Annotated in this window: 13 protein-coding genes; 1 reads left to right on the top strand and 12 read right to left on the bottom strand. The window is 70.1% G+C overall.

Going from position 1 to position 13531, the window contains the following annotated elements; all coding sequences use genetic code 11:
• Positions 1-42: 42 nt before the first annotated feature.
• The 7 genes from AC5RVS_RS08815 to AC5RVS_RS08785 form a co-directional block, all read right to left on the bottom strand.
• Complete coding sequence (locus AC5RVS_RS08815) at positions 43-813, bottom strand: MIP/aquaporin family protein (RefSeq protein ID WP_494107881.1); 771 nt, start codon at positions 811-813, stop codon at positions 43-45.
• 191 nt (positions 814-1004) lie between these two features.
• Positions 1005-1988, bottom strand: a complete 984-nt coding sequence (locus AC5RVS_RS08810) for a glycosyltransferase (RefSeq protein WP_494107834.1) — start codon at positions 1986-1988, stop codon at positions 1005-1007.
• A gap of 3 nt (positions 1989-1991) precedes the next feature.
• A complete protein-coding gene (locus AC5RVS_RS08805; RefSeq protein ID WP_494107833.1) occupies positions 1992-3128 on the bottom strand; it encodes a glycosyltransferase family protein in 1137 nt (378 codons plus the stop codon).
• Positions 3121-4365 carry a glycosyltransferase family 2 protein gene (locus tag AC5RVS_RS08800; RefSeq protein ID WP_494107832.1) on the bottom strand — a complete coding sequence of 415 codons (1245 nt, stop codon included), beginning with the start codon at positions 4363-4365 and terminating at the stop codon, positions 3121-3123. Before AC5RVS_RS08800 ends, AC5RVS_RS08805 begins: the two co-directional genes overlap by 8 nt.
• Positions 4362-4745, bottom strand: a complete 384-nt coding sequence (locus AC5RVS_RS08795) for a DUF2304 domain-containing protein (protein ID WP_494107831.1) — start codon at positions 4743-4745, stop codon at positions 4362-4364. Before AC5RVS_RS08795 ends, AC5RVS_RS08800 begins: the two co-directional genes overlap by 4 nt.
• 4 nt (positions 4746-4749) lie before the next feature.
• Entirely contained in the window at positions 4750-5415 is a 666-nt protein-coding gene (locus AC5RVS_RS08790) for a glycosyltransferase family 2 protein (protein WP_494107830.1), read from the bottom strand.
• Between the two features lie 27 nt (positions 5416-5442).
• Positions 5443-6603 carry a glycosyltransferase family 4 protein gene (locus AC5RVS_RS08785; RefSeq protein WP_494107829.1) on the bottom strand — a complete coding sequence of 387 codons (1161 nt, stop codon included), beginning with the start codon at positions 6601-6603 and terminating at the stop codon, positions 5443-5445.
• A gap of 246 nt (positions 6604-6849) precedes the next feature.
• Here AC5RVS_RS08785 and AC5RVS_RS08780 point away from each other — a divergent pair, with 246 nt between their 5' ends.
• Positions 6850-7989, top strand: coding sequence for a glycosyltransferase (locus tag AC5RVS_RS08780; RefSeq protein ID WP_494107828.1), 1140 nt, complete (start codon positions 6850-6852; stop codon positions 7987-7989).
• 99 nt (positions 7990-8088) lie between these two features.
• Here the strand turns inward: AC5RVS_RS08780 and AC5RVS_RS08775 are convergent, their stop codons facing one another.
• From AC5RVS_RS08775 to AC5RVS_RS08755, 5 genes are all read right to left on the bottom strand, one after another.
• The gene (locus AC5RVS_RS08775; protein ID WP_494107827.1) at positions 8089-9267 is read right to left on the bottom strand and encodes a glycosyltransferase; all 1179 of its coding nucleotides are present in this window, start codon (positions 9265-9267) and stop codon (positions 8089-8091) included.
• The gene (locus AC5RVS_RS08770; protein ID WP_494107826.1) at positions 9267-10337 is read right to left on the bottom strand and encodes a Gfo/Idh/MocA family protein; all 1071 of its coding nucleotides are present in this window, start codon (positions 10335-10337) and stop codon (positions 9267-9269) included. Before AC5RVS_RS08770 ends, AC5RVS_RS08775 begins: the two co-directional genes overlap by 1 nt.
• 2 nt (positions 10338-10339) lie before the next feature.
• A complete protein-coding gene (locus AC5RVS_RS08765; RefSeq protein WP_494107825.1) occupies positions 10340-11434 on the bottom strand; it encodes a DegT/DnrJ/EryC1/StrS family aminotransferase in 1095 nt (364 codons plus the stop codon).
• A complete protein-coding gene (locus AC5RVS_RS08760) occupies positions 11431-12051 on the bottom strand; it encodes an acyltransferase (protein WP_494107824.1) in 621 nt (206 codons plus the stop codon). Before AC5RVS_RS08760 ends, AC5RVS_RS08765 begins: the two co-directional genes overlap by 4 nt.
• 61 nt (positions 12052-12112) lie before the next feature.
• Positions 12113-13402, bottom strand: coding sequence for a nucleotide sugar dehydrogenase (locus tag AC5RVS_RS08755; RefSeq protein WP_494107823.1), 1290 nt, complete (start codon positions 13400-13402; stop codon positions 12113-12115).
• Between the last annotated feature and the right edge of the window lie 129 nt (positions 13403-13531).

Genomic DNA, 13531 nt, shown 5'->3' with positions numbered 1-13531 from the left:
GCGGGCCCTGCGCAGCCGTATTTTTTCTTTTGATTTGGTTCTTTACTCTGTGTCGGATTCCGGTTTCATGTCTTTGTCGGCCGACATTGACGGGTCGTCGGCGCGTGGCTGGCCCTCAGGGACCTCGCGCGGGCGGACAACCAGATCGTAGGCGACGGCAGCGGCTACGCTGCCAATGAAGGGACCAAGAATGTAGAGCGGGAACTGGGACCATTCGACGGTGCCGCCGAAGATAGACTGAGCGAGGTTCGGGCCAAAGGTCCGGGCCGGGTTGAGCGAACCGCCGGTCAGCGGAGCGAAGACCAGGATGGCCCCGGCGACAGCCAGCCCGATGATCAGGCCCGCCCAGCCCTTCGGCGCCCGCTGGTCCACCGCTACCGCCATGACCGCCAACATGAGCAGGAAGGTTCCCACCGCTTCCGCAGCGATGCCTTGGCCGTAAGCGACCCCCTCACCCAACGCGGTCGCGCCGCTGCCAAAGTCCACTGCCCGCATACCGAATGACGCCACCAGCAGGAGGCTGCCGACAGCGGCGCCGACAAACTGGGCAATGAAGTAGGGAACCACTTCCACCCAGGGGAACCGTTTGGTCACCGCCAGCGCGATGGTCACAGCCGGGTTGATGTGGGCTCCCGAAACCGCCAGAAACGCATAGATAACCACCGCCACGGCAATGGCAAAACCCAGGGCAATGAACCCGATCCCCGGATAGGTTATTTCCCCCCTGCCAGCAGTAAGCGCAGCCAGCACCGATCCGACTCCAAAAATCACCAGAAGCGCCGTGCCTAGCACTTCAGCCGCAAGCCGCCGCATCAAGGTCGGGGTCATTATGCACCATCTCAAGTAGTAACGAGAAAATGTTACGAAAATGGAAGGAGGTGGAAGTTCTGCGAGTCTAGGCGGGATTTGCAAAGGGAGTCAATAGGGCACGACTATTGGTACCGGTTCACCAAGACGTTATTTTTCCGGCTGCTTCGCGCCCGAGCAGACGGACGGAAGGCGGACTAACCGGCTACTGCCTCGGCGTAGATCGCCGCCAGACGGTCCACCACGCGTGCCGGCTCGTGGTGCTCCCGGAGCCAGGCGCGGCCGCCCAGGGCCGCGGAGGTGCGGGATGGGTTCTCCAGCGCCGCCCCGGCCGCAGCCGCGAGCGCGTCGGCCGACTCCCCCTGCAGCACGGGAGGCGACCGGTAGTACCCCTCCCCCAGCTGCAGCACCACGGGAACCCCGATGCCGATGGCCTGCAGCTCACTCATGGCCAGGATGCCGGCCGCCTGGCCGATCACTACGTGCGCAGACGCAAGCCAGCGCAGGTACGCGGGCTTGGGCATTTTCGGCACCATCACGACGCCGAGCTCCGCCGCCCGGGAGGCGCCGCCGCCCCAATCCAGCCCCTGCAGCTCCACCTCCGTGCCGGCGGCAACCTGCAAGGCACGCACCAGCTCCAGCTGCCGTTGGCCGCCCTTGGAGTCATCCCAGCGGGAGGCGAAAATAATCCGCGGCCTGGAAGCGGGCCGCCACTCGGGCAGTTCCTCCAGGTCCACCGGGTTCGGCAGGTATACGGCGTCGGGGCGGGCCGTTTCCGCGGGTTCCCGCAGGTCCGGGGTGGAGTACAGCACCTTCACCGCGTGGTCGGCGCCCCACTGCAGCGCGGGCCGGCGGACGGGGTCGTAGTACTGGGTGCGGATATCCGTGCCGTGAAAATGCAGCACGAAGGGCTTGACCGGACGCGACCGCACCACGCCGATCCGCGACCCCGAGTGCACATGCAGCAGGTCCGACCGCAGAATGGCGGCCGCCCGCCGGGCCTGCCACGCGGCACCGGCGGCGAGTTTGCCGGCCCTGCCCACGGCGGACGACGGCGCCCCTTCGGGCGGGATCATGTTGAAGTGCCGCCACGGACGCCCCGCCCGCCGGCCGTACCTGACCAGGGTGGCCCCGACGTCGGCGGCGTCATAGATGTGCAGGACGCGCGGTTCTGCTGCCACCGCTCAGGCCTCCTGCCGGACGAACAGACTGTCCACGGCCTGCTCCCAGCCCTTGATCTGGTGTTCGGAGGACAGCTCGCGGGCGGCGGCGTGTGCGTTGGCCTTCCACTCGTCCACCAGCTCGGGCGTCAGGGTCTTGAGCACCTCCACGAGGGCCGCGGGGGTGAAGTCGGCGGTGACGGCGCCCAGCCCGTGCCGTCGCAGCAGCGTCTCCATGGCCGGTGAGGGCCCGATGATCAGCCCGGTGCGGGCCTGGACGGCTTCGAAGAACTTGTTCGGCAGCGCATGGGCCAGGTTGAAGTTGGTGGGCGGAATGATGGAGATGGCGACGTCGTATTCGGCCACGGTGTCCACCAGCTGGTCGTACGGGACCGGCTCGCGGAACCGCACCCGCGGCAGTTCCTCGCCGAGCGCCTTGAGCTCGGCCACATAGGCCGGCTCGTTGGGCATCACGATCAGGTCCAGCTCCAGGTGCTCCGGCGCGCCGCGCATGGCCTCCATGATGTCTTCGATCTTGCGGTAGCGCTGTCCGGCGGAGCTGTAGATCATCCGGATCATCCCGCCGGTGGGCCGCGGCTGCCGGTCCGCGTAGGGGGCGGCGTTGGTCACCACGGAGGCGGCGACGCCGAAGTCCTTGGTGTACTGCTCCGCGATGCCCTCCGCCACCGTGGTTACCGAACGCACGTCCGGCAGGTAGGTGCGGCAGAGCCAGCGGACGTAGGGAGCGACCAGCGCCCGCCAGGCCGGTTTGTTGAAGTGCTCTTTCGGCGCGAATTCGTGCAGGTCGGCGTGGACGCCGTGGTCCGGGCGAAGGCTCAGCGCCAGCGGCACCGTGTTGGTGTCGTTGGCCAGCACCGCGTCGAAGCGCTGGCCTCCCAGCAGCTTCCGGGCCTGCGCGACGGCGGCGATGTTCCAATAGACGTCCACGTAGCGGCGCAGGGCGAGCCGCCGGGGATCGCGCGGCCAGCTGGCCAGCGCGGTGTCCAGCTCGAAGTGCCCGGCGACGCCGTCCGGCGCGGGGCCGTAGCCGCAGGTGAAGACCCGGTACTGGTCCTTGAACAGGGTGATCTGCTTGAGCACCCGCGGGTCGCTGCGCAGCGGCGAGAGCGAGAGGATCAGCAGGGAGCGGGAATCAGTCACGGGGCTGCCTTACGTCTAATGTGGCGGATTCCGGAGCTGCGGCGGAGCCGTTGGCGGCGGAGGAGCCTTTGGCCGCGGCGGGGCGTCCCGCGACGGCGGCCGGGCGGGCCTGCAACCGGGCATCGCGCAGCCGGCAGGCGGCGCTGAACGCGAGCGAGTTCAGGTTGGTCCGCAGCGGGGCTTCGCGCCGGGCGTTGTCCTGCCAGCGCCGGGTGAAGGTGCGCCGCAGCGCCCCGGCCGCCTCCCGTCGTCGTACTTCCGCCGCAAGGTCCGCGGCGGAGGCCGCGTCCCGCAGGGCCAGCAGCAGGCGTTCGTCCGGGGCGCCCAGCAGGCGCGGGGCCCCCGGGGCGGCGCTGGTCAGGGAACGGACGACGGCGGACATCGCCTGCCGGTCCTCGGCTCCCCAGGCGAAGCCCGCACCCCGGCGCAGCGCCGCGCTGATGACGTGGCCGCGCAGCAGCTTCACCGCGATGGCCTCGCGCTGGACACCCGGCAGCGCCTGGAACCAGTCCCCGGACACCAGCGACTCGACGTCCTGGAACTGGGTGCGCAGCGGCAGCACGGCCGCGGTGACGCGTTCGTCCGCGTCCTGCCCCACCAGGTACGCCGGGGCGTGGGCCGGGTAGGCGATCTTTTCGCCCGAGAACCACAGGCGCAGGCCGAATTCCAGGTCCTCCCCGGTACGCAGCCCAGCGGTCAGCCGCAGGCCCAACCGGCCGACCGCCTCGCGCCGGATCAGCCCCAGCGGTGCCGTCCGGTAGGCCAGGCGGTCGCGCAGCGGATCCACCAGTGGGCCCCTGAACACCCGGGCGCGCGGCGTCAGGATGCGTGCGCCGCCACGGTAGCGGAGAGGTGCGACGACGGCCCCCGCACCCGTGACGTGCGCGGCGTCCAGCCAGGCGGACACCGATCCGGGCTCCAGCGTGTCGTCGGATCCCATGATGCCGACAAACTCTGCCCGGGCCTGGCCCAGCCCGTGGTTGAAAGGCCCGGCCGGCGACGGTATCCCGTCGGCCAGTTCCAGCAGCCGGACGGTCTCCGGCAGGCCCGCCAGCCGTTCGCGCACGGGCCCGGGATCCATGTTGTGGCACACCACCGTGGCGCCGACGCGTCCCGGCGCGGCGGCCAGGACCGATTCCACGGCGCGCCGGACCGGGCGGTCAGCGGTATGCACGGCGATCACGATCTCGGCCTCCGGACCGCCGTCGTGGCGGCGAAGATTCTCCGGCACGCTCACGTCCCGCTTCCCGGGGGCGCCGCGTCGTTCGGTCCGGCCACGTCATCCGGCTTAGGCACCTCGTCCAGTGCGATGCGCCGGGCCAGCTTGGTGATGCGCTCCTCGAGCTGCCGGGTGCGCTGGAAAGAGCTCGCCATGTAGATCAGGAAGCACACGATCAGCCCGTACAGCACCAGGTCGGTGCCGCGGCCGATGCCCAGCGCATTCGCCACGGCGGTCAGGATGCCCGGGAAGAACACGGACAGCGCGGCCAGGACCGCGAAGAGCAGCAGCAGGATGCGGCGCACGGCCTGGTGCCGCGCGTTCTGGCCCCCGCGCATCAGCGCCAGCGCGCCGAGGGCGACGGCCAGGACCAGAACGATTTGGACAACTATGAGCATGGGTTCACCGGAAGAAGAGGTCAGCGAGGATGTTGATGCCGTTGAGCAGGGACTGCCCCTTGGACTTGGAATATTCCGTGTAGACGATGTGTACCGGTTGCTCCACCACGCGGGCATCCAGGGCGGCGAACTGGTGGATCAGTTCGGAAGCGTGCGCCATCCGGTTTTGGGTCAGATGGATCCTCCGGGCCACGTCGGCGGAGATGGCTCGCAGCCCGTTGTGGGCATCGGTCAGGCGGTAGCCGGTGGAAATCCGGGACTGGATGGCCGCCGTGCGCAGCACCAGGCGCTTGAGCGCCGAGACCTCGCCCCGCCCGTCGAGGAAGCGGGAACCGAGCACCACGTCCGCTTCGCCGGCCCTGATCCGCGCCAGCATCGCCGCGGCGTCCTGGACCCGGTGCTGGCCGTCCGCATCGAACGTGATGACCGCGTCCAGCTGCGGATCCTGCACGGCATATTCGATTCCGGTCTGCAGCGCGGCGCCTTGGCCCAGGTTCACCGGATGGGCAACGACGACGGCGCCCGCCTTGCGTGCCAGGCCGGCGGAATCGTCGGTGCTGCCATCGTCCACGCAGACCACGTGGGGGAAGGTTTCGAGCAGCTCCTGGATGACTGAACCGACGACGGTGGCCTCGTTGTACATCGGCACGACGACCCAGCAGCGACTCACTCGCCTAGTATTCCACACAGGGAATGGTCACGGCTGTTCCGGCGGCGGCGGGCCCTGCCGCCCGGTGGCCGGCGGCTGGGCTGCCACGTCGCGATAGTGGCCGTCCAGCTCCCGCACGCTGCCCGCCAGGCTCCGCTGGTCCACCACGAACTTGCGCGCGTCGCGCCGCATGGCCAGGTACTCCGCGCTGCCCAGCTGCAGCAGTTGCTGCAACCCGTCCTGCAGCTGGTTGTACTCGGCTTCCGGCGCCAGCAGGCCGGTGACGCCGTCGTCCATCATTTCGGGAATACCCCCGCTGCGGTACGCCAGCACGGGAGTGCCGCACGCCTGGGCCTCCAGCAGCACCAGTCCGGCGGCTTCCCGGGCGCCGCCGGCTTCCTGGCTGGGGGCCACCAGGACATGTGCCCGCTGGAGCCAGGAGCGGATCGCGCTCCGGTCCTGGCGGCCCAGGTAGTCGATGTGCGGATGGCTGGCGGCCTGCTCGGCGACGGTGTCGCGCAAGGGGCCGTCCCCGATCACCACCAGCCGGTGCCGTGCCTTGCGCCAGACGGCCAGGGAGGCGTCCAACAGGTCCCGGATGCCCTTTTGCGTGTTCAGCCGGCCGACGAAGAGCACGACCGGTATTTCATCGGCCTGGTAGCGGGCCGGCTCGAAATAGTCGGTGTCGACGCCCTGGTAATGGACCCGGATTTTCGCGGTGTCCAGTTCCAGCTCGGCGGCGCGGCCGGCCATGTAGTTGCTGACCACCAGGATGCGGGTGCTGTGCGCCGCGGCGGCAAGGACATTCCGTTGGTGCCACCGGGCCATCATCGTGTCCGCAGGATTCCCCAGCGAGACCATGTCGGAGCCGTGCATGGTGGTGATGAGCGGCGTCCCGGACACGATGGAGGCCTTGACGGCGGGCGTCGACCAGGTGGCGAAGTGCTGATGGATGATGTCCGGTTCAAACCGGCCCACCGCCACGGTCATGGCCGGCATGAAAGCGGGCATCATGAGTTCGCGGCGCCGGAAGCCCAGCCGCGGCACCGGAACGAAGTCCGTGACCGGGATCGTGACGGATGAATCCTCGACCTCCGCCACCAGCGTGAAGACACGGAAGTCGTGCCTGTCCTTCAACCGCTCGGCGTGCGCCGTGGCGAAGTACGTTGGCGGAATCCGCAACGTGCTCTTGGTGATGGCGATCTTCACGGGGCTCCCGGACCTTGGTGGGCTGCAGCCGGCTCGGTGCGGCTTATCGCCATCCTAGCCCGGGGTCCTGAACGCCAGCCCGGCGCTCCGGGCCTCGCCCGGGGGCCCCTGCCACGGGCCGGGGTCCGCTTGCCTCGCGCCGCGGTCCGGCGCGCCCGGTGCGCCGTCGCGCCGCGGTGGACCGATTCCCGGACGGTAATCTTTCAGTGTCCGGCATTCGCCCGGCGTCAGCGACAAGGAGCAGTGGTGGCCCAGCAGATCCTGTGTATCTCGTTCTCGGATATCCAGGCCGATTCCCGTGTGCTGCGGCAACTGAAGCTGTTGGCCGAAGCCGGTGAGGTCACCACGCTCAGCTACGGCAAGCGTCCCCCAGGAGCCACCCACCACCTCGAAATCGACGCGTCGCTGCCCTCGCTGCCGCAGACGCCGCTGGGGGTGCTGCTGTTGGCGCTGCGCCTGTATTCTGCGGTGGAACTGGCTGCCCCCGCCATCAAGCAGGCCCGCGAGCTGGTGGCGGGACGCCGCTTCGACCTGGTCGTGGCGAATGAGGCCCGCGCCCTGCCCCTGGCCCACGCCGTGGCGCAGGGGGCACCGGTCTGGGGAGACATGCACGAGTGGGCGCCGGAGGAACGCTCCCATGTACTGCCCTGGCGGCTGCTGGTCGCGCCGTATATGCACAGGCTCTGCGCCAAGTACCTGCCGAACAGCGCCGCGGTCACCGCCGTCAACGGATCGATCGCCCGGATGTATGCGGATCAGTTCGGCTGCACCGTGGAAGTGGTCCGCAACGCGGGGCCGTTCCGTCATCTGGATCCGTCGGCCCCTGTGCCGGGGAAGATCCGCCTGGTCCACAGCGGCGCCGCAGTTCCCGGCCGCAACCTGGAAGGCACCATCAACGCCGTCAAGCTGCTCGATGACCGTTTCACGCTGGATCTGTACCTGGTCAAAGCCCGCGACGGCGGACGCTACTGGCAGCAGCTCAAGGACCTGGCCGACGGCGACGAACGCATCACCTTCCACGACGCGGTGCCGCCGGAAGAGCTTCCCGCCACGCTCAATGCCTACGACGTCGGGGTCTTTTCCCTTCCGCCGCAGACGATGAACCACCGGTTCATGTTGCCGAACAAGTTCTTCGATTTCGTGCAGGCGCGGCTGGCGCTGGTGTTCAGCCCGTCCCCGGAGACCGCGGCGCTAATGAAGGCCTACGACCTGGGCGTGGTGACCGAGGACTTCAGCACCGAGTCGCTGGCCCGGGCGCTGGCGTCGCTGACCACCGAACAGGTGGACAAGTATAAGGCCAACGCGCACGGAGCCGCCGCGGCGCTCAGCTCGGCAGAGGACGAGGCCGTCACCAGGGGCATTCTCGCGGCCCTGCTGACACCCTGACGGGGCCGGGCGCCAGCGGCATTCTCGCGGCCCTGCTGTCGCCCTGACAGGGCCTTCACGCATTCTCGCTGCCCGGCCGATGCGCCGTCGGAGCCGGCGTCAGCGCGGCCGGAAGCCTTTCGCGGCGTCCGCAACGGCTTCGGCGGCGCGGGCCCCCACGCTGCGCAGCGAGTAGTTCCGCTCGACCCAGTCGGACAGCCGGCGGCGCTCGGCGTCGTCCGGGGTCCGTTCCAGCGCCGCGGCCAGGGCCTCGGCCACCTGGCCGGCGTCCCAGTCCACGCTCCGGCCCAGCCCGTGGTCGGCCACCAGCTGCCGCAGCGGGCCGACGCCGGCGTAGACCACGGGCGTGCCGCAGCTCAGCGAGACGAAGGCCTTGGTGGCGAAGGCAAAGTCATAGCCGCGGGCCGGCCGCACCGAGGCCAGCCCCGCGGTGGCTGAGCGCAGCGCGCCGGCGATGGTGCCGCCGTCGGCCGTTCCCATGAAGCGGATGCGCTCCCCCGCCGGTGCCGCCCGCTGGCGCAGCTCCTCCAGCTCCACGCCGCCGCCGTACATCAGCAGCCGCGCGTGGGGGTACCGGTCCGTGATTTTGAGGAATCCGTCCACGAACACGCCGGCGCCCTGGATTTCGGACATGGTGCCGGCGTAGACGAAGGTGGGGCCGGGATGGGCAGCGCGGGGCCCGTGCAGGCTGAAGGTGCCCGTGTCGATGCCGGTGCCCACCTCGGCCACCCTGGCGCGTCCGGAGGTCAGCCGCGCCAGCGCCTGCGTCACGCCGGGCGAGATGCTCAGGACGCCGGAGGCACCGGTCACCACCCAGCGTTCCACGGCCCGCAGCACCGTGACCACCCGCGGGTGCACGCCGATTCCGGCCGCCGCGTCGGAGCTGACGTCGGCGGAAAAGTACACGTAGGGACGGCGCCGCAGCGCGGCCGTCACGCGGACCACCACGCCGGTGGTCGGCGGCGGTTCCACGAGCAGCACGTCGAAGGGTTGCTGCGCCAGCAGGCGGAAGAACAGCGGGATGTCGAAGCTGGCGTACTGGAGGTAGCCCCGCACGGCGCCGCTGGCATCCCGCAGCACCGGCCAGCGCAGGATCCGGGCGCCGTGGCGGCCGGTTTCCCCCGCCGCGGCACCAAGTCCCTTCGGGGGCCGGGTGGTCAGCACGGTGACCTGGTGCCCGGCGTCCGTCAGGGCGCGCACAGTGGCGGCCAGCCGGTAGGCGGCGGCGCCGGCCTCCGGCGCATAGATCCGGGTTGCCAGCACGATCCGCAGGCCCATCAGGCCTGCAGCCCGATGGTGCGGGATTCCTTCGCGCTGGCGATCATGGCTTCGGCGACGCGCAGCGTGTTCAGCCCTTCGCGCATGGTGACGATGGTGGCCGCCGGGCGGTCGGTGCCGGCGCCGCCGTCGTGCTGTGCAGCCGGGGAACCGGGCGGCAGCCCGCGCGTGGCGAGCACGGCGTCGCGGAAGGCCTCGTGTTCGACCTTCAGCGGTTCCCGCTTGGGAATGGCCAGGCGGGTGATGTTGCCTTCGGAGACGCCGCGGAAGTTCGCCACGGATTCCCATTCGGTGTCGATGGTGCCGTTTTCGTAGAAGGTCAGGTCGGCGGTCAGCGTGTCGGCCACGAAGGCGCCGCGTTCCCCGGTGACCACGGTGACCCGTTCCTTCATCGGCGAGAGCCAGTTCACCAGGTGGCTGGTGATTACCCCGTTGGCCAGTTGCCCGGTGGCCGCGACCATGTCCTCGTGTTCCCGCCCGGAGCGGGTGGTGGTGCGGGCACTGACGGACTGGTACTCGGACTGCGCCAGCCAGGCGGTGAGGTCGATGTCGTGGGTGCCAAGATCCTTGATCACGCCGACGTCGGCGATCCGGGCCGGGAACGGGCCCTGCCGGCGGGTGGCGATCTGGAAGATCCGGCCGAGTTCGCCGGCCTCCAGCCGGGCACGCAGCGACTGCAGCGCCGGGTTGTACCGTTCGATGTGGCCGACGGCGCCGACCAGGCCGCGGGATTCGAACGCGGCGGCCAGTTTCTCGCCGCCGGCGACGGTGTCGGCGAGCGGTTTTTCCACCATGGTGTGCACGCCGGCTTCGGCGAGGGCCAGGCCGACCCCCTCGTGCAGGCCGGTGGGCACCGCGCACATGGCGATGTCGATCCCGGCCGCGATCAGCTCCTCGACGCCGCCGCAGACGGGCAGGCCGGGCGCGGCCCCGTGCGGGTCGCCGTACGCGTCGGCCACGGCCACCAGGTCCACGCCGTCGGTCTCGCGGAGCACCCGGGCGTGGTGGCGGCCCATCATGCCCAGGCCGATCAGCCCGGCGCGCAGCACGGTCTTGCCGGTCCCTGCCATGCTCAGGCACCTGCCTTCGCGAGGGCGTTGACCGCGGTGGCGATCCGGTCCAGGTCCTCGGCGTCGAGGGAGGGATGCACCGGCAGCGAGAGCACCTCGGCGGCCGCGGCTTCGGTCACCGGGAGGTCCGCGGCGGTGTTGAACGAGGGCAGCCGGTGGTTCGGGATCGGGTAGTAGACCCCGGACCCGATCCGGTATTCATCCTTCAGCGCCGCGGCGAACCGGTCGCGCTCCCCCGCGCCGATCCGCACCGTGTACTGGTGGTAGACGTGCACCGCACCGTCGGCCACCCGGGGGGTGCCCACACCGTCCAGATTCGCGTCCAGGAACGCGGCATTGGCCCGGCGCCGGTCGGTCCAGCCGCGGACCTTGCCCAGCTGCACCCGGCCGATCGCGGCGTGCAGGTTGGTCATCCGGGCGTTGAAGCCGACCAGTTCGTTCTCGTACTGGCGTTCCATGCCCTGGTTGCGCAGCAGCTGCAGCCGGCGCGCCACCTCGTCGCTGCCGGTGGAGACCATGCCGCCTTCGCCGGAGGTCATGTTCTTGGTCGGGTACAGGCTGAACATCGCGAACTCGCCGAACGTGCCCACCGGGCGGCCGCCCAGCGACGCGCCGTGGGCCTGGGCGGCGTCCTCGAAGAGCAGCAGCGATTTTTCCGCGGCCAGCCTGCCCAGCGCGTCCATGTCGGCCGGGTGCCCGTACAGGTGCACCGGCATGATGGCCTTGGTCCGCCCGGTCACCGCGGCGCGGACCGCGTCCGGGTCCAGGCAGTAGTGCTCCGGCTCGATGTCGGCGAACACCGGGGTGGCGCCGGTCAGGGCCACCGAGTTGGCGGTGGCCGCGAAGGTAAAGGACGGGACGATGACCTCGTCGCCGGGCCCGATGCCGGCGGCCAGCAGGCCCAGGTGCAGGCCCGAGGTCCCGGAATTGACCGCCACCGCGTGCCGGCCGTCCAGCAGCACCTGCGAGAACTCCTGCTCGAAGGCGGCCACCTCGGACCCCTGCGCGAGCATGCCGGAGGCCAGCACGGCGTCGACCGCGGCCCGTTCCTCGTCCCCGATGATCGGCTTCGCCGCCGGTATGAAGTCCTTGCTCACAGCTGTTCTCCTCCGGTCTTGTCCGAAACTTCGTGCAACACGCCCTCGTCCTCCCGGTATTGGGACCCGGTCGCCGGGCACACCCACACCGATGGATCCGCCGGGTCCTGCGTCAGCCGCTGTCCGGCCCGGCCCACCCAGCCGATCCGTTTGGCCGGAACCCCGGCCACGAGGGCGAAGTCGGGCACGTCGCGGGTGACCACGGAGCCGGCGGCCACTGTGGCCCAGGCGCCGATGGTCACCGGGGCCACGCAGACCGCCCGCGCGCCGATCGACGCGCCGTCGCGGATGTCCACGCCAACGGGCGTCCAGTCCTCGGCGCTCTTCAGCGAACCGTCCGGGGCGACCGCCCGCGGGTAGGTGTCGTTGGTCAGCACCACGGCCGGGCCGATGAACACCCCGCGGCCCAGCCGCGCCGGCTCGTACACCAGCGCATAGTTTTGGATCTTGCAGTTGTCTCCGGCCTGCACCCCGGTGCCGATGTAGGCGCCCCGGCCCACGATGCAGTTCTCTCCCAGCACGGCGCCCTCGCGGACCTGTGCCAGGTGCCAGATCTTCGTGCCCTCGCCCAGCCGGGCGGCGTCGGCGACGTCCGCCGAATCGGCGATGAACGCCATGGTTTCCCTCTTTCCGCTCACGGCCGCTGCGCCGCCGTCGATTCCGTTTTCGTTCCGGCGCTCAGGGCTTGCCGATCACCCGGTACGCCACGCCCGGCCACCGCCCGGCCGAGCTGACCCGCCGGCCGTCGACAAACACCTTCACGCCGGGCAGGTCGTCCGGTCCCAGCTCCGAGTATTCGGCGTGGTCGGCCTGCACCACCGCGGCATCGGCGGGCTCGCCCAGATGATAGGGCGTGAAACCCAAAGCCGTCAGCTCGGCATCGCTGAACATCGGATCATGCACGACGGCGGTGCCTCCCCGCGCGTTGATCGCCTCCACCGCGCCGAACACCCCCGAGAACGCCGTCTCCTTCACGCCGCCGCGGTAGGCCGCGCCCAGCACCGCCACGCGCGCGCCGGCCAGGTCGCCGTACGCGCCCTCCAGCAGGCCGATCGTGTAGTCCGGCATGCCCGCGTTCGCCGCCCGCGCCGCAGCGACCACCGTGGCCGACGGATCGTTCCATAGGTACAGCCGCGGGTACACCGGGATGCAGTGCCCGCCCACGGCGATGCCGGGCTGGTGGATATGGCTGTAAGGCTGGGAGTTGGACGCTTCGATCACTTGGTAGATGTCGATCCCGGCGGTGGCCGCATAGCGGGCGAACTGGTTCGCCAACCCGATGTTCACGTCCCGGTACGTGGTCTCGGCGAGCTTGGCCAGCTCGGAGGCCTCAGCGGAGCCCAGGTCCCAGACCCCGTTGCCGCGCGGCAGGTCCGGCCGGTCGTCGAAGTCCAGCACCGCCTCGTAAAACTCCTGCGCCGCGGCGGCACCGGCCGCGGAAAGCCCGCCGACGAGCTTGGGATACTTGCGCAGATCCTCGAACACCCGCCCGGTCAGCACCCGCTCCGGGGAAAACACCACGTGGAAGTCCTCGCCCTCGACCAGCCCGGAGCCGACCTCGAGCATCGGTTTCCACCGGGTCCGGGTGGTGCCCACCGGCAGCGTGGTCTCGTAGGAGACCAGCGTGCCCGGCCTCAGGTGCCTGGCCAGCTCCTGCGTAGCAGCATCCATCCAGCCGAAGTCGGGCTTGGCCTCGGCGTCTACAAACAAGGGCACCACCAAGACCACCGCGTCCGCGCCCGGCACCGCGTCCGCATAGTCCGTGGTCGCCCGCAGCCTGCCGGCTGGCACCAGCTCGGCCAGCCTGTCCTGGAGACCTGCCTCGCCCGGGAACGGTTCGCTGCCCGCGTTGACCAGGTCGACCACGGCAGGGTTCACGTCCACGCCGACGACCTCGTGCCCCTTCGAAGCGAACTGGGCGGCCAACGGCAACCCGATCTTTCCCAGAGCAATGACAGCGATCTTCACCAGAGCAAGGCCTTTTCTCGTTGTGTCGGTGTGTGGGCCTTTCGGCCCAGAGTCAAGGGTATCGCTTGTTCACGGCAGCCTCCGGTTCCGCAGTTATCCACAAACCGGGCGAAGCACGGGAAAATGGCA

Source organism: Arthrobacter sp. Y3221048, assembly GCF_059092685.1.
The sequence above is the reverse complement of the archived record's forward strand: the minus strand, read 5'-3'. Positions and strand labels throughout refer to the sequence as shown.

Excerpts from the sequence above, each read along its gene's own strand:
- AC5RVS_RS08760 (WP_494107824.1), bottom strand. The coding sequence starts at position 12,051 with ATGGCGTTCATCGCCGATTCGGCGGACGTCGCCGACGCCGCCCGGCTG.
- AC5RVS_RS08770 (WP_494107826.1), bottom strand. The coding sequence starts at position 10,337 with ATGGCAGGGACCGGCAAGACCGTGCTGCGCGCCGGGCTGATCGGCCTG.
- AC5RVS_RS08815 (WP_494107881.1), bottom strand. The coding sequence starts at position 813 with ATGCGGCGGCTTGCGGCTGAAGTGCTAGGCACGGCGCTTCTGGTGATT.
- AC5RVS_RS08795 (WP_494107831.1), bottom strand. The coding sequence starts at position 4,745 with ATGCTCATAGTTGTCCAAATCGTTCTGGTCCTGGCCGTCGCCCTCGGC.
- AC5RVS_RS08775 (WP_494107827.1), bottom strand. The coding sequence starts at position 9,267 with ATGGGCCTGCGGATCGTGCTGGCAACCCGGATCTATGCGCCGGAGGCC.